Annotated in this window: 18 protein-coding genes; 7 read left to right on the top strand and 11 right to left on the bottom strand. The window is 37.4% G+C overall.

What is annotated here, in order from left to right; all coding sequences use genetic code 11:
- The first annotated feature begins 57 nt into the window (after positions 1-57).
- Entirely contained in the window at positions 58-711 is a 654-nt protein-coding gene (locus AADJ06_RS09070; protein WP_341226115.1) for a gluconate 2-dehydrogenase subunit 3 family protein, read from the top strand.
- A gap of 95 nt (positions 712-806) precedes the next feature.
- A complete protein-coding gene (locus AADJ06_RS09065) occupies positions 807-1,265 on the top strand; it encodes an FKBP-type peptidyl-prolyl cis-trans isomerase (RefSeq protein WP_341226114.1) in 459 nt (152 codons plus the stop codon).
- Positions 1,266-1,268: 3 nt separating this feature from the next.
- On the opposite strand, the gene AADJ06_RS09060 is transcribed toward AADJ06_RS09065, so the two are convergent.
- Positions 1,269-1,826 carry a thioredoxin family protein gene (locus AADJ06_RS09060; RefSeq protein WP_341226113.1) on the bottom strand — a complete coding sequence of 186 codons (558 nt, stop codon included), beginning with the start codon at positions 1,824-1,826 and terminating at the stop codon, positions 1,269-1,271.
- 106 nt (positions 1,827-1,932) lie between these two features.
- Here AADJ06_RS09060 and AADJ06_RS09055 point away from each other — a divergent pair, with 106 nt between their 5' ends.
- The 4 genes from AADJ06_RS09055 to AADJ06_RS09040 all read left to right on the top strand — a co-directional run bounded on the left by AADJ06_RS09055 (position 1,933) and on the right by AADJ06_RS09040 (position 4,485).
- A complete protein-coding gene (locus tag AADJ06_RS09055; protein ID WP_341226112.1) occupies positions 1,933-2,469 on the top strand; it encodes a mechanosensitive ion channel family protein in 537 nt (178 codons plus the stop codon).
- 54 nt (positions 2,470-2,523) lie between these two features.
- The gene (locus tag AADJ06_RS09050) at positions 2,524-3,372 is read left to right on the top strand and encodes a methylated-DNA--[protein]-cysteine S-methyltransferase (RefSeq protein ID WP_341226111.1); all 849 of its coding nucleotides are present in this window, start codon (positions 2,524-2,526) and stop codon (positions 3,370-3,372) included.
- A gap of 328 nt (positions 3,373-3,700) precedes the next feature.
- Complete coding sequence (locus AADJ06_RS09045) at positions 3,701-4,288, top strand: alpha-ketoglutarate-dependent dioxygenase AlkB (protein ID WP_341226110.1); 588 nt, start codon at positions 3,701-3,703, stop codon at positions 4,286-4,288.
- Positions 4,289-4,356: 68 nt separating this feature from the next.
- A complete protein-coding gene (locus AADJ06_RS09040; RefSeq protein ID WP_341226109.1) occupies positions 4,357-4,485 on the top strand; it encodes a hypothetical protein in 129 nt (42 codons plus the stop codon).
- A gap of 599 nt (positions 4,486-5,084) precedes the next feature.
- On the opposite strand, the gene AADJ06_RS09035 is transcribed toward AADJ06_RS09040, so the two are convergent.
- The 5 genes from AADJ06_RS09035 to AADJ06_RS09015 all read right to left on the bottom strand — a co-directional run bounded on the left by AADJ06_RS09035 (position 5,085) and on the right by AADJ06_RS09015 (position 8,266).
- Positions 5,085-5,864, bottom strand: a complete 780-nt coding sequence (locus AADJ06_RS09035; protein WP_341226108.1) for an SDR family oxidoreductase — start codon at positions 5,862-5,864, stop codon at positions 5,085-5,087.
- Between the two features lie 84 nt (positions 5,865-5,948).
- Positions 5,949-6,245 carry a hypothetical protein gene (locus tag AADJ06_RS09030; RefSeq protein ID WP_341226107.1) on the bottom strand — a complete coding sequence of 99 codons (297 nt, stop codon included), beginning with the start codon at positions 6,243-6,245 and terminating at the stop codon, positions 5,949-5,951.
- Between the two features lie 17 nt (positions 6,246-6,262).
- Positions 6,263-6,613 (bottom strand): hypothetical protein, encoded by a 351-nt coding sequence (locus AADJ06_RS09025; protein ID WP_341226106.1) that lies wholly within the window; start codon positions 6,611-6,613, stop codon positions 6,263-6,265.
- 9 nt (positions 6,614-6,622) lie between these two features.
- Positions 6,623-7,033, bottom strand: coding sequence for a hypothetical protein (locus tag AADJ06_RS09020; RefSeq protein WP_341226105.1), 411 nt, complete (start codon positions 7,031-7,033; stop codon positions 6,623-6,625).
- 39 nt (positions 7,034-7,072) lie between these two features.
- Entirely contained in the window at positions 7,073-8,266 is a 1,194-nt protein-coding gene (locus AADJ06_RS09015; RefSeq protein WP_341226104.1) for a cation:proton antiporter, read from the bottom strand.
- A gap of 252 nt (positions 8,267-8,518) precedes the next feature.
- Here AADJ06_RS09015 and AADJ06_RS09010 point away from each other — a divergent pair, with 252 nt between their 5' ends.
- The gene (locus AADJ06_RS09010; RefSeq protein ID WP_341226103.1) at positions 8,519-9,133 is read left to right on the top strand and encodes a fumarylacetoacetate hydrolase family protein; all 615 of its coding nucleotides are present in this window, start codon (positions 8,519-8,521) and stop codon (positions 9,131-9,133) included.
- Positions 9,134-9,165: 32 nt separating this feature from the next.
- On the opposite strand, the gene AADJ06_RS09005 is transcribed toward AADJ06_RS09010, so the two are convergent.
- From AADJ06_RS09005 to AADJ06_RS08985, 5 genes are all read right to left on the bottom strand, one after another.
- Positions 9,166-9,465 carry a HigA family addiction module antitoxin gene (locus AADJ06_RS09005; protein ID WP_341226102.1) on the bottom strand — a complete coding sequence of 100 codons (300 nt, stop codon included), beginning with the start codon at positions 9,463-9,465 and terminating at the stop codon, positions 9,166-9,168.
- Entirely contained in the window at positions 9,426-9,965 is a 540-nt protein-coding gene (locus tag AADJ06_RS09000) for a hypothetical protein (protein WP_341226101.1), read from the bottom strand. Before AADJ06_RS09000 ends, AADJ06_RS09005 begins: the two co-directional genes overlap by 40 nt.
- A gap of 91 nt (positions 9,966-10,056) precedes the next feature.
- On the bottom strand, positions 10,057-10,761 hold the full coding sequence (locus tag AADJ06_RS08995; protein WP_341226100.1) for an SDR family oxidoreductase: 705 nt from the start codon (positions 10,759-10,761) through the stop codon (positions 10,057-10,059).
- A 107-nt stretch (positions 10,762-10,868) separates the two neighbouring features.
- Positions 10,869-12,587, bottom strand: coding sequence for a hypothetical protein (locus tag AADJ06_RS08990; RefSeq protein ID WP_341226099.1), 1,719 nt, complete (start codon positions 12,585-12,587; stop codon positions 10,869-10,871).
- 188 nt (positions 12,588-12,775) lie between these two features.
- On the bottom strand, positions 12,776-14,218 hold the full coding sequence (locus AADJ06_RS08985; protein WP_341226098.1) for a sulfatase: 1,443 nt from the start codon (positions 14,216-14,218) through the stop codon (positions 12,776-12,778).
- Position 14,219 lies beyond the last annotated feature (1 nt).

Genomic DNA, 14,219 nt, shown 5'->3' with positions numbered 1-14,219 from the left:
ACATTCATTCACTGCTAAATTCACTTTTTAGTGCGTTTGGCATCAGATTTCAAATTTATGAAAAGAAGAGACGTCTTAAAGAATATAGGTTTAGGAACTGCTGGAGTAGCGGTTTCTGGAAAAGCAATAGCTCAAAACGAACCTAAAAAAATAGTAGAAGAATTACCAGATTCTAGAAATGGGCAGCTCAAAGAAGAAATTTTGCATGAGCAAAAACTCAAGGCAGAAACCTTTTTTGATAAGCATGAAATGGCAACCATAGCTGTTTTGGCAGATATCATTATTCCGGCAGATGATAAATCTGGGAGTGCTACAGACTCTGGAGTACCAGAGTTTATTGAGTTTATTGTAAAAGATATGCCGCACCATCAAGTTCCTATGAGGGGCGGTTTGATGTGGCTTGATTTAGAGTGCAATAGGCAGTTTGGTAAGAAGTTTATAAAACTATCTAAATCTGATAAAACCAAAATGTTAGACCAAATAGCTTACCCAGCAGAGGCGAAACCAGAAATGTCGCAGGGGGTAGCTTTTTTCAATAAAATGAGAGACTTAACAGCCACAGGTTTCTTTACCTCGAAAATGGGCGTTAAGGATTTAGATTATAGAGGAAATACACCAAATGCCTGGGATGGTGCTCCAGAGGAAGATTTAAAGAAATTTGGCTTAAGTTACGACGAATGGCGTAAGCACGTACCTGCAGAGGAAGATTAACGAAAACTTAAAACGGCATTACGGTTACAATTTCAATGGTACAGGCGAAAGCTTGTACCATTGTCATATATTTGTGTTTCTAAAAATCGAATAAAATGACAATGTCAAAAATCACCAGTTTCATCGTATTATTATTTTCTGTATTCATGCTTTCGTGTGATAAAGATGGATTTAGTGGCTCTGAAGATAGCCAAATACAGCAGTATATTGAATCTAAGAATATTGTAATAACAGAAAAAACAGATTCGGGTTTGGTTTACATCTTAACCGAAGAAAACTTAGATGGTGAAAGTTTAGAAAGAGGACAAATAGTAGGGGTAAATTATACGGGAAGGTTGCTTAATGATAAGGAGTTTGACTCAGGAAGCTTTAGTTTTCAACTAGGTGTGGGTAGAGTGGTTAAAGGTTTTGACGAAGGAATAGCCAAAATGAGAGTAGGTGAGAAAGCTACTATTATTTTCCCATCAAGCTTAGGTTATGGAAATCAAAAACAAGGTTCTATCCCTAAAAATTCGCCCTTAGTTTTTGATGTGGAAGTGGTAGGAGCCAAATAGTTTCTATTCTATCCATTTGATGTTACAGCCCATACTTGGGTATTGTATTTCTGAAACATAATCACCCGCCACCACGGCACGTAGAGCTCCCCTTAAGTCTGTACCCGTTAGAGGTATGTCATTTCCTGGGGTAGAGCCGTCTAGTCGGCCTCGGTAAACGAGCTTTAATTCTTTGTCAAAAACATAGAAGTCTGGTGTACAAGCAGCATCATAGGCTTTAGCTATTTCTTGAGATTCATCATAAAGGTATGGGAAATCATAAGCCAGAGCTTTAGCGGTTTTTGTCATTTCTTCGGGGGCATCTTCCGGGAAATTGATGATGTCATTAGAGCTAATTCCTACAAATTTTACACCTTTAGGCTTGAATTTAGACACTATCTCTACAATCTTAGGATTAACATGCTTTACATATTTACAGTGGTTGCAGATAAACATGATTACAGTAGCCACTTCCGATTTTACGTCAGTTAAGCTAATGTTTTTACCAGATACGGTATCGGGTAGTGTGAAGTCGGGAGCTTGCGTGCCTATCGGCAACATCTTGGATTCTGTACGTGCCATATTTCTTCTTTTATCAAAAATAAGGATTCCATTTAAATCAATAAATAAAAAAGGAAGCTTCTATCATTTTGATTTTAATTTGAAAGCAATACTCTAATTTTACATCATGGATTTAGAAAAAATCATCAACAGCAGATTCTTCGAGTTTTCGATATCTGTAGCAGCTATTTTAATCTTTATTGTTTTAAGGGTTATTTCTAGAAGCTTAATTAGGAAACAAGAAAAGAAACATGGCTTAGATAGAGCTAGATCTATTTATGCCAATAAGTTTTTTGATATTACTTGGTTAGCTTTCTTGCTTTTGGCTTTCGGTTTTATTTGGAATGTTTCCTTTAAAGGTATATTTGCTTCTTTTTTTGCAGTAGCTGGTGTGGCTCTTTTTGCCTCTTGGTCTATGCTGAGCAATATCACGGCATCTGTCTTATTGTTTTTTAACTTCCCTTTTAAAATAGGTTCCAAAATAAAAATCATGGATGGGGATAACTCTGTAACAGGCATTGTTAAAGATATTACGTTTTTTGCAATTCAGATTCAGATAGAAAACGGTGACTTAGTATCTTATCCAAATAATGTGGCTATTCAGAAGCCAATTATTCAAATGACCAATAAGCCGATAAGAAAGAAAGCGTCAAAAGAGCAATAATCGGGTTCATTGCTTATTCTTTAGATTTTACCTTTGTTTCATAATGTTAATATTATGAGTGAGCAAGAGTGTATAAATTTTGAGAGGATTGCAGAAGCAATAGCTTATATTCAACTAAACTTCAAAAGCCAACCAAGTTTAGATGAGGTGGCAGAAAAGGTTAACCTTAGTCCTTTTCATTTCCAAAGAGTATTTAAAGAATGGGCCGGCGTTACGCCAAAGAAGTTTCTTCAGTATATTTCTGTTAATCATGCTAAATCTATATTGGCGACTAACAGCCAAAGTCTTTTTAATACCGCCGAAGATGTAGGCCTGTCAGGTACGGGGAGGCTTCATGATTTGTTTGTCAATATTGAGGGTATGACGCCAGGCGAGTTTAAGAATGGTGGTGAAAACCTTACCATAAATTATAGCTACGCCAATACTAATTTTGGCCAAATATTAACAGCAGCTACTTCAAAGGGACTTTGTTACATGGGTTTCGCTGATGAAAATGAGGTGGCTTTTAATGAGTTAAAAGGACGATTTCCTAAAGCGAACTTTCGACAATCTTCGGACCATTTTCAAAAAAGTGGAATAGCAGTTTTTGGAGAAGATTGGTCAAAAATGAATAAAGTCAAACTACATTTGAAGGGTACGGCCTTCCAGTTAAAAGTTTGGGAAACTTTACTAAAAATACCATTAGGGAAGCTATCTACCTATGGAGAAATAGCAAACCAAATAGAGAAACCCAAAGCAGCAAGAGCAGTAGGCACAGCCATAGGCGGAAATCCAATAGCCTTTTTGATTCCATGTCACAGAGTAATTCAGTCAAGTGGAGTTTTTGGTGGCTACATGTGGGGGCCAAACAGAAAAGCTGCAATCATAGGTTACGAAGCAGCACAAATAGAGAATCAAAATTAAATTATCCTTATATCGCTCTGCACTGTTTGAACATTAAAAAGTTAATTAGAATTATATTGTAACAAGAGATATGGAAGTTTTAGGAAATAAAAGAGACTAACCTTATAACTCCCCATACTGTCTGAGTACAGGTAAAAGTATGGGGTTAAGCTGCAACAATTATAAAATTAGGCTTTTACATGTACGAGTTTATGGGGTGTGGGCTTTTTTGATTACTATTTTGCCCAACAAAAAAGTAATGCCGGCCCGGCAAGGGCAGCCAGGAAAATAGATATGGGAAATACTATGACTAAGAAGAGGAAGTAATAGGGTAAACAATGCAATAGCAATGAAAATGAACAAAAATCTTTTACCCTACGAAGGAATAGTAAACTACCACGGTAAAGTCCTTTCAGAAGAGAAGACAGAAGACTATCTAAAATATCTATTAGAAGAAATCCCATGGAAAAACGACGAAGCCCACATATTTGGTAAACACATTATCACCAAAAGAAAAGTAGCTTGGTACGCCGATGGCGACTACCCATATCACTATTCAAATACGACTAAAGTTCCACTTAAGTTAACGCCTGAATTATTGACTTTGAAAGAGCTTGTAGAAGAAAAGTGCAAGGTCAAATTTAACTCTGTACTCCTAAATTTATACCATGACGGTGATGAGGGAATGGGCTGGCACAGAGATGATGAGAAAACATTGGTTAAGGATTCTCCGATTGCTTCACTGAGTTTTGGAGCGGAAAGAAGGTTTGACCTGAAACATATTAAAACCAAAGAGAAGGTACAGGTAGTTTTAGAATCAGGAAGCCTTTTAGTGATGGCTGGTACTACACAAACGCATTGGCATCATGCCTTACCCAAAACCAAGAAAGTTAAGACGGCTAGGGTTAATTTGACGTTTAGGTGTATGGAGGTGTGATTGGTAGGTGACCATTGGGATATGTTAGCTCTAAGGTTATTTCTTTAAACGAAAATATGAGTAATAATATGTCACCCCTAAGGGGTTCTCCATATTTTTATTTCAAAATTACTATTGACATGTCGCCCCGCTGGGGCTCACATTTCCAAAGCGTTTTAATTGAAAATATCTTTAGCTCCGTAGGAGCGGAATATTAATAGAAAAGGGAGAACAGCGAATATTAAAAGCTCCATAGGAGAGATATAATAATGGAGACTCCAAGAAGCTTTATTTTTACGGAAGCCCGAACAATAACATGCCATCCCTATGGAGTTCTTAACTTCTTAAATTGAGAGTTGTTATTGACATGTCGCCCCGCTGGGGTTCACATTCCAAAGTACATTTTGATGGAAAAAATCTTTAGCTCCAGAGGAGCGGAATGTTAATAGAAAAGGTAGAACAGCGAATATTAAAAGCTCCATAGGAGCCATATAATAATGGAGTCTTCAAGAAGCTTTATTTTTTACGAAGGCCCGTGCAATAACATGCCACCCAATGGGGTTCTTAACTTCTCAAATTGAGAGTTGTTATTGACATGTCGCCCCGCCGGGGCTCTCATTCCAAAGTACATTTTGATAGAAAGTATCTTTAGCTCCAGAGGAGCGGAATGTTAATAGAAAAGGTAGAACAGCGAATGTTAAAAGCTCCATAGGAGCGGTATGTTATTGGAAAGGCTAGAGACCTTTCTTTAGCTTGGTGTTATTTGGTCTAGTAAACCCAAATAATGCCCATTTCCTCCTTCTTTCAACTATTCGTTCTACAATGTCGCCGCCAAACCGCCATCTACTGGTAAATTGACCCCATTGATAGAGAAAGCTGCTGGAGAAGCTAAAAAAGCCACTGCCGCAGCTACTTCTTCAGGTGTAGCAAAACGCCCAGAAGGTACATTTGCTTGCATTTCTTCCTCTAGTTTTTCTATAGATTTGCTTTCGTTTTTGGCTCGCATTTTATTGACTTGCTCTAGTCTTCCTGTTTTTGTATAGCCAGGTAAAACGTTATTGACCGTGATGCCAGTATGGCTTAATTCTTTTGATAAAGTTTTTGCCCAAGCCGCCACAGCCCATCTAATAGTATTTGAAACACCTAAACCCATGATAGGTTGCTTTACAGAGATAGAGATAATATTGATAATTCTACCAAATTTCTCCGCTTTCATGAAAGGCACTACCGCTTGGGTAATGATTTGATTCATAACTAAGTGCTGCTGGAAAGTCTCTTGGAATTTTTCTGGGGCTTCTTCTAAAATAGCTCCGCCGGCTGGCCCTCCAGTGTTATTTACCAACACATGAAATTGACATTTATTGCTAGCAAGAGCAGCTTCTACGCTAGCTCTATCAGTAAAGTCAGCCACTAGAAATCTATGCTTTTGACCTTTGGAAATGTCTAAAAGAGCCACCTTTTGCTTTAGTTTTTCCTTGTTTCTGGCAAATAACCAAACATTGGCTCCCATTTTAGCCAATTCTATGGCAGATGCCCAACCTATTCCGTCTGTTCCGCCACAGACTAAAGCGTACTTGTTTTTCAGATTCAAATTCATGCTGGAAAATTACGAATTCGATATTAAGAATGACAGACTTATTTGTTCGAATAGTAAGAAATTCGAGCCGGCAGTAGGTATTAATTAAAATATCGCCAAGGATGTCAAATTTTGACTAGAAATGCTTCCTTGTTTATAGCAAGCATACCAATCGTTGGCATTTGGGATATTGACCATATCTTTTTCAGAGGCTTTTGCAGCTTCTTTTGATTCCCAAGAAACTATGTCAGTATAGCTGCCATTGCTATTCGCGTTAATTTCCCAACTGATAAAGCCTGGTTGTTTTTTCATCCAGTCATTTACTATTTGCCCAGCTACTTTTAAAAGCTGTTCTTTCGTAACATTTTCAGCCAATTCGTAAGATATGATGTCTTTATACATGTATTTAATGATTTGTTCTAATTATACCAGACTGCGTACCGCTGTCTTTTTAAGTCTAAAGCCAAACTTTCTTCCAGCTTCAAAGCTTCGGCTCTTGTATTAACTGGTTCAATATAGTTATAAAGGCTCGGTCTAAGATACATGCCGTATTTCTGAACAATGTTTGCGGAGAGTTTGAGCCCTTTTTTGTTTCTATAACCAGTTTTGTGCTGAAGAAAACGCTCCTTTGGTGTTTTACTCGTCATGCCTACATATAAGCACTCTAGCACACCATTAAACTGTGGATTGGCCTCACGGAATTTCTTGTTTAGCGTAAATACCTTTTTGTTTAATTCTATGACGTAAACTTGATAGGTGTTTTTGGGCATTCTTTAGAATTATTTTTTAGCGAGTTTAGCCCCAAGCCAAGCCATTGGCAAATAGGCTAGAACTAAGTCTAAAACATTGAACCACATAGGCGAACCTGGAAGCATTTGAATATTCATAATACCGCCAATAAGAAAGAAGAAACCTATGGTCATAGCCAGTTGAATTTGACGCGTAGTGGCAATTCTGAATGCTAGATATGCACCTATTAACGTGCCCAAGGAATGAGCTAAAAAAGGAAAGATAAAATGTTTAGGCTGCATTAAAGGCATGGCGGCAAGTAGACCTTCCATGGTGGTAGTGTCAGTACCTTCAGGTGGCGGAATAAGTAATGGGCCTAGGGTAATTAAGCCCATATTTACAGGACTGCCAACAATCACACCGACTACTACGGCAAGAATATTTTTAAGAATTGGATTCATTTTGAGAGGCGTTTGTTTCTGTAAATTATAAAATCTCAGTTAAACCTCGCTAATCTCTTCTTCGGTTTTTTCTTTTTCAGGTTTAGCTATCAAACCAATAGCCATAATGATGGCGGATAAAAGGATGATTTGAATTATTAGTGAATTATTAACCAAAGGGATATTGTCTTTAGGGTCAATGGAAAGGAACAAAAGCACCGTTATAAGGCCTCTCGGAGCAATGTATAACAGAGGAGTAAAGTCAAAATTGGATATCTTTAGTTGTCCCGCCCTTATCAAAAATGCAATTCCTACAATAAGCATCGCCCAAAAAATGGTGTCCTGATTCAGAATTTCGGCCGTTTCTATAGTATAACCGAAAAGGATAAAAAATAAGGCCCTAACTAAAAAAGCCCCTTCAATGGTGATTTCTTCAAATCGTTTAATTTCATTTTTGAGGTTATCGGTATTTACATTTTTAAACCATTTTATCTTTTTGAATTGGTCTAGATTACCAATAGCCAAACCAAATAAAAGTATGAAAAGAAGTGCCGGGAGGTGGTATGCTTTAAGCACTGCATACACCAGCACTATCAAAAGAATGATGGGGATAAATTTTATATGATGTTCTATTCGGTTTAGTAAAAGAGATAAACCAATGGTCCCGATAATGGAGACTACTAACATGATTATCAAATGCAGTCCAAAGTTCCCAAAAGCGGCAAGGTCTAGTGTCTCATTTAGAGCGATAAAATTGAAGAATAAAATACCAATTATATCAGAAAAACTACTTTCATAAACAATGAATTCTTTTTCTCTAGAATCTAAATTTATAACGCTAGGGATGGCTATGGCACTACTTATTACACATAAAGGGATGGCGTTTATTAGGCTTATTTTTAAGGAGTAGTTTCCAAAATAATGAAAGGCATAGGCCAAGAGAGCTGCTAGTAAAATCATAGGAAGCAATGCTCCTAGTACGGACTTTTTAAGAAGCGGAATCTTGGAAGAGTTGAGTTTTAGTTCTAAAGAACCTTCTAAAACTATAAGAATTAACCCAATGGTGGCTAAAACAGGTAAAAGGGTGGAAAAGTCAACGAGGGTAAAACCCAAAAAGAGACTTATTTCCTTCATGCCCCAGCCTACCAGCAGCAGTAGAATAACAGAAGGTATCTTAGTTTTGGCCGATGTGATATCAAATAAATAGGCAATCAGCATCAACGAACAAAATGTAATGAGGATAGTGGTTGTCATTTAATGGAATCTAGTTTAATGTTGGTTTTAGAAAATTGTATTGAAGTAAATACAAAATAGCTACGTTCAATTAGATTTAATAGTTTTTTTTCAGGGAAAGAGTAATCTTTACTGCCGAACAAAGGTCTTGGTACATATTGATATAACCTATTTGAAAATCATACTTATATCGAGTGTGATATTTTTTTGGCGTTTCTAATTCTATATTTCCTTTTCTTTATTTTTAGGGCTTTAAATACAAAAAAACAAGAGATGAAAATATTAGCCATTGGCAAAAACTACGTTAACCCAGGTGAAGATAAAAATGAGGGTAAAACCGGCAATCAGATTATCTTTTCAAAACCAGAAAGTAGCTTGGTTACAGGAAATGTAAATGTGGAGTACCCGTCATTTACTAAGGACTTACGTTATGAAGCTGAACTCGTTATAAAAATAGGCACCAAAGGCAAAAATATTAGTGAAGCAGATGCAGCCAGTTATATTTCAGAAATAGGCATCGGGATAGATTATACCGCCAAAGATATTTTTGATGAAAGTCGTGGAGGAAAAGGCCCATGGGATTTGGGTAAAGGTTTTGATGGTGCTGCACCTATGTCCACATTTAAACCTGTTTCGGCTTTTCCAGATTTAGACAATATTAATTTCGATCTAAAAATAAACGGTGAGCAAAAGCAAATAGGAAACACCAGCCTAATGGTTTACAATTTTGCTGAGATAATTGCCTTTACATCAAAATTCATGACCCTAGAGCCAGGCGATTTAATCTTCACAGGAACACCAGCTTCAGGAACAGGCCAAATCCATAGAGGAGACCATCTGCAGGCGAGTATAGAAGGGGATTTAGTTTTGGATTTTAAGATGGTGTAGGTTTTGTTGATACTTAGCTGACTTTGTCAATGCTATTTCGCGGCGTATTCAATAGTCTTAATAGATTCAATCTCCTTAGACTTTCGGCTTTCTTCTTCTTCTAAGTCGTAATCATCTTGAAGGCCGAGCCAAAATTTTGCGGAGGTTCCAAAGAACTTAGAAAAACGAAGTGCAGAATCTGCCGTTATTCTTCTGTTACCCTTAATAATTTCACTGATTCTGGTTTGTGGAATAAAGGTCTCTTTGGATAATCTATAGGCCGATATTTCAAGAGGAATCAAGAACTCCTCTTTTAATATTTCACCCGGATGTATGTTGTTTGATTTTTCCATTTTACGTCAAGAAAGTCAGCTAAAAATTTGTTGATATAATAAAAGACTTCATTAAAATTTTTCCATAATAATGGGTCTTTTCGTCCGTGAAAAAGATTGCACCTAAATTTGAATAAAACTAACAAAATGAATTTTAGTTTTTCTTCAGGTGTTGGGTTTTGCTTTCTTAATATGGCCTTAGTTAGTTTCAGCCACTTATTGTCAAAATTTAGATTGGCGAAAAATCTAGTTGTTTTACCTTTCTGGAAATATCTTTTGTGTAGGAATCCGTACATCGTATCGATGTCTATTTTTTTAATAGGAAACTTTGCTGAAATGTCAATAAGCTGGTCATTGTACTTTTTGAAATCTCTACTGTCCCTTAAATATTTGTGTTCAAATATTGCCCATACCCAAATGAATTCTAAAGAATTATTCGCATTGTCTAAGGTCTTGTCAGTAGACCTTAGTCCAAAATATTTTTTTACCCAGGATTTTACGTCGAATTTTGATTTTGACATTGCTGTTTTCTTTCATTGTACTGCAATATAACTAAATGCCCGTTTTGAACTTATTGGAAAGCCTAAAACGGGCACTGAATCTAGGAAAGGATTACTTCTTAGCCGTCTTACTAGGCCTAACTTCAATTTTACTCGGAAGCGTTCTAGCTGGCATTTTGATCAAGTCAGACACTATTTGACCAATATCTTCTGGCTGTATTTTCCATGCATCGGCGTCAGATGGGGTATGACCTGCAAAGTATGTAGAAACAGAACCAGGCATAATGGTGGTCACTTTGATATCGTCATTTCTTACATCCATCATCATGGCTTGTGAGAAACCTACCGCACCAAACTTAGAGGCATTATAGGCCGCACCTTTCGCAAAGAAATTTGTTCCCGCTAAACTAGAAATGGTAATGAAGTAGCCTTTTGTTGCTTTTAGAGCATCTAAACTAGCTTTGGCAGAGAAAAATAAACCAGTAAGGTTAATGTCAATGGTTTGTTGCCACTGCTCGGCTGTCATTTCTTGAATGGGAGCAAAATGCCCAACACCAGCATTTGCGATGAAATAATCTATCTGTCCCCAAGTGTCTAAAACTTGTTTGACGGCGGCTTCTTGAGATGCTAAACCTTTCACATCAGAGACTATGCCTATAGCGTAGCCATCTTTTATTTTATTGAGATTGGCGGCAGCTTCTATCACATCCACTTCTGTTCTGGCGGTTATGGCTACTTTGATGCCGTCGTTAATTAGTTTTTCTGCTACGGCGTATCCTATTCCTTTACTTCCGCCTGTTATTAATGCTGTTTTCATTTTGTATGTGTTATGAGTGAAAAGTAATAATTGCTTACCTCTTAAAATTAGAGATAAGCAATATTAGTTCGGAAATACAGCGAATTTATTGTTGATGAAGGTAATTGTTAATAAGTAAGAGTCTTGTTTACGCCGTTCTCTGAAAATGTAATTTGAAAAGTATAATGCTGAAGGTCCGCTATTAAATGAGCAGTTTCTGCTCCATTTTTCCATAAAATATCTATAATGTTTTCTGTGGCGTCATTGATGGTGGCTTCACCAGAAAATGCTTCAGAGGTATTACGCAAACGTATAATTTCTAATTGATTTTTAACAATGTCTTTTTGGAGTCCTTGCTCTATATCGGCATTAGACAAATTGGTTCTATTGATTTCTTTGTGGCCACCGCTTCCTCCTTTGTCGGCAGCGGCATAGTCATTTTTACCAGCAAATATGTCAAGATACCACACCTGAGGAATTCCCGGCATAAACAGCTGAATAGCTCTGGCAAGTAGCATTTTGCGGTCGTCTTCGCCCAAGGCACTGTAAAAAGTGGCGTTTATTTGGTAGTAGGAAATCTTATTTCCGGCAGGGTCATAAAGGTTTTTTACGCGGCCACCACGTTCCATTATGGTACTCATGATACTTTCTATTTCAGTATCTTCCAGCAGTCCTTTATTATAAATACCGTTTACCTCTTTTCCTTTTAGGTCTAAAACCGGAATGCCGTCATGGCAGCCTAGCATATTTACCGTTTTGTATCCTTTGGTTATAATTTCCTTTGCCCACTTTATGATGGCGGTATTGCTTCCTTTTTCAATGGCATGAATACATAAGCCTGGTAAGAAGAAATCATAAATATAGTAGCCTTTACTCGCTACTTCGTCATGCAGGTGCAAACCATATTCTGCATGAATTTCAGGTAGCAGGAGCAAGTTATTATTGGTAGCTATTCCTTTAATTTCTTCCAAATAATCCCAAGTACCGGGTTTATTGAAAAAGTTAGATTGACCTATTTCTTTATGTAAGTACGCAAAGGCGTCTAAGCGAAGTATTTTACCACCAAAGCCGCTTACTTTTTTGAGCGTTTCTTTATAAAAGTCCCATACCAATGGCGATTTTCCATTGACATCCATTTGACCCAAATAAGAACGGTTTTGCTCCACAATTTGAAGAACTTCTTTTGTGAAGTTTCCCAAGTCTAAGTTTTTGAAAGGCTCTTTGTTTTGGATGGCCGTGTTAACTTTATCCGAAATAGTTTTAGCCTCATCAGTGCTTAAACCGTTAATGTTTTCTAATGCTTCTGGTTTTATTTCTTCATAAGAAATTTGCTGATAAAAGGTATTCCAGTAAGGTTTTTCAGAGCCATCAGGAAAGCGAACTTTCAAAATGGGCAAACCAGGCTTTCTCATGAAAAGCTTACTGAGAAACTCTTCATTGGGTGTTATCACACCATCAGCATTTATGGTGCCATGGCCTTCCCAAAACTCATTCCAGTTAATGAAAAAGTCTTTATACTTTGATTTGTTTCCGTATTTTAATAGGTCCTTAAATTGGGGCGAAGCCACCGAAAGATGATTTAAGACGATGTCAAATTTTAGCTTAATATTAAGTTTTTCTAGTGCTTCTAAATCCTCGGGAGCGACTAATTCTTGATTTAGGTCATAGTCTATAATAGAAAAGCCGCGGTCTAGGTCACTATTGAAAAAAGTTGGTAGTACATAAAAAAGCGAAAAGGCGTTTTTAAACTCCTCTAGATTCAGCATTCTTACTGTATCTGCTAATTTTTCACCAATACTATCTGGGTATGCATTTAGCATTACACCATTCGGAATACCATTATCCATAGACTATTTATTTCAACGTGATTAGCGAATCTAGTTAAAATAAATAGTCTTTATCTGGTGAGTTTTGGTATCCAATGCTTTTCGAGGTTTCGAAAACGATTGTTGTGGAAATCAAATTCAGAAAAGTTTTAAAATCAACCATTTCTGAATAAAAATTGACCAGTTTCAATCTTAAAGATGATGAGCTTTTACTGCCTTAATTTCCCCAAAGGTCTTCTGCCGCTACCTTCCACACCTGTATTTTCATCGCCTAGGTCGGCCCTTATTTTTTCGGCGTAAGCTTGCAGTTCTTTTACTATTTCTGGGTGCTGTCTTTGTACATCATATTCTTCACCAGCATCTCGCCTTAAGTCGTAAAGGGCTAAAGGTTCTTCGTGTTTTTCGGTGTTAGGACCTGGGTAGCCATCGTTACCAGGCAAAAAACCTTTATAGGTTCTTCCGGTATGCGGAAGTACCAATTTCCAGTGGTCTTTTCTAACAGCTTCTAGGTTGTTTTTTCTATAGTAATAGGCAAAGAATTCTCTTGGTTTTGCATCCATATTTCCTTCTAAAATTTCAGAAAGGTTCACTCCGTCAATCTTGTGATTAGGAAGTGAAGCACCAGTAATAGATGCCAAAGTAGGGAAGATGTCAATGGTTGATGATAATTGGTTACATACCATACCTGCTGGTACCTGTCCTTTCCATCGCATAATTCCTGGTACTCGTTGCCCACCTTCATAGCTTACGCCTTTTCCTTCTCTCAGTCCTCCTGTAGAGCCTGCGTGGTTACCGTAATTTATCCATGGTCCATTATCACTCGTGAAAATCACCAATGTGTTATCGTCCAAACCTTGGGTTTTAAGTTCGTTCATTATTTCACCTACAGACCAGTCAATTTCCATCATCAAATCTGCATAAAGACCCTGTCCACTTTTACCTTTAAATTTTGAAGAAACATCAATAGGCACATGGGGCATGGTGTGTGGTACGTATAGGAAAAAAGGTTTCTTCGCATTTCGTTTGATGAAATCTGTCGCTTTTTCGGTGTAAAGTGTGGTTAGTTCGGCTTGCTCTTCTAGTGTTGTTATAGGCCTTGTTTCTTCATTTCCTTCAATTAAGTGAAGTGTAGGCCAGTGTTCTTTAAATGTTCCTTTTTCATGTTTTCCATTATACCAAATAGGCCACATATCGTTAGAGTAGGCGAGTCCTGTATATTCGTCAAAACCGTGTTGAAGTGGTAAAAACTGTTTTTCATGTCCTAAATGCCATTTTCCGAAGATTGCTGTAGCATAACCTTTTTGTTTTAACATCTCTGCCATAGTAGTTTCTTGGTCGGCTATTCCTACACCTGCATTAGGAAAAAACGCTCCCGAAACACCTATTCTATTTGGGTAAGTTCCTGTCATTAAACCGGCTCTGGAAGCGGAGCAAACGGCCTGAGCACTTAAGAAATTAGTAAATCTTATTCCTTCAGCCGCTAATCGGTCAATATTGGGAGTACGATAAGTGGAGGCACCATAAGAGCTTAGGTCGCCATAACCCATGTCATCCATAAAAATTAGGACAATGTTTGGCGTTTTTGGAGCTTTAAAAGAAACGGCACTCTGGAGTAAAAATGCAATAGGAAGTAGAAAGAGAAGTTTTTTCATT

This window comes from uncultured Arcticibacterium sp. (genome assembly GCF_964021845.1).
Taxonomy (GTDB): Bacteria; Bacteroidota; Bacteroidia; order Cytophagales; family Spirosomataceae; genus Arcticibacterium.
The sequence above is the reverse complement of the archived record's forward strand: the minus strand, read 5'-3'. Positions and strand labels throughout refer to the sequence as shown.

Coding starts and splice junctions, on each gene's coding strand:
- AADJ06_RS09070 (WP_341226115.1), top strand. CDS start 58: ATGAAAAGAAGAGACGTCTTAAAGAATATAGGTTTAGGAACTGCTGGA.
- AADJ06_RS09065 (WP_341226114.1), top strand. CDS start 807: ATGACAATGTCAAAAATCACCAGTTTCATCGTATTATTATTTTCTGTA.
- AADJ06_RS09060 (WP_341226113.1), bottom strand. CDS start 1,826: ATGGCACGTACAGAATCCAAGATGTTGCCGATAGGCACGCAAGCTCCC.
- AADJ06_RS09055 (WP_341226112.1), top strand. CDS start 1,933: ATGGATTTAGAAAAAATCATCAACAGCAGATTCTTCGAGTTTTCGATA.
- AADJ06_RS09050 (WP_341226111.1), top strand. CDS start 2,524: ATGAGTGAGCAAGAGTGTATAAATTTTGAGAGGATTGCAGAAGCAATA.
- AADJ06_RS09045 (WP_341226110.1), top strand. CDS start 3,701: ATGAAAATGAACAAAAATCTTTTACCCTACGAAGGAATAGTAAACTAC.
- AADJ06_RS09040 (WP_341226109.1), top strand. CDS start 4,357: ATGTCACCCCTAAGGGGTTCTCCATATTTTTATTTCAAAATTACTATT.
- AADJ06_RS09035 (WP_341226108.1), bottom strand. CDS start 5,864: ATGAATTTGAATCTGAAAAACAAGTACGCTTTAGTCTGTGGCGGAACA.
- AADJ06_RS09030 (WP_341226107.1), bottom strand. CDS start 6,245: ATGTATAAAGACATCATATCTTACGAATTGGCTGAAAATGTTACGAAA.
- AADJ06_RS09025 (WP_341226106.1), bottom strand. CDS start 6,613: ATGCCCAAAAACACCTATCAAGTTTACGTCATAGAATTAAACAAAAAG.
- AADJ06_RS09020 (WP_341226105.1), bottom strand. CDS start 7,033: ATGAATCCAATTCTTAAAAATATTCTTGCCGTAGTAGTCGGTGTGATT.
- AADJ06_RS09015 (WP_341226104.1), bottom strand. CDS start 8,266: ATGACAACCACTATCCTCATTACATTTTGTTCGTTGATGCTGATTGCC.
- AADJ06_RS09010 (WP_341226103.1), top strand. CDS start 8,519: ATGAAAATATTAGCCATTGGCAAAAACTACGTTAACCCAGGTGAAGAT.
- AADJ06_RS09005 (WP_341226102.1), bottom strand. CDS start 9,465: ATGGAAAAATCAAACAACATACATCCGGGTGAAATATTAAAAGAGGAG.
- AADJ06_RS09000 (WP_341226101.1), bottom strand. CDS start 9,965: ATGTCAAAATCAAAATTCGACGTAAAATCCTGGGTAAAAAAATATTTT.
- AADJ06_RS08995 (WP_341226100.1), bottom strand. CDS start 10,761: ATGAAAACAGCATTAATAACAGGCGGAAGTAAAGGAATAGGATACGCC.
- AADJ06_RS08990 (WP_341226099.1), bottom strand. CDS start 12,587: ATGGATAATGGTATTCCGAATGGTGTAATGCTAAATGCATACCCAGAT.
- AADJ06_RS08985 (WP_341226098.1), bottom strand. CDS start 14,218: ATGAAAAAACTTCTCTTTCTACTTCCTATTGCATTTTTACTCCAGAGT.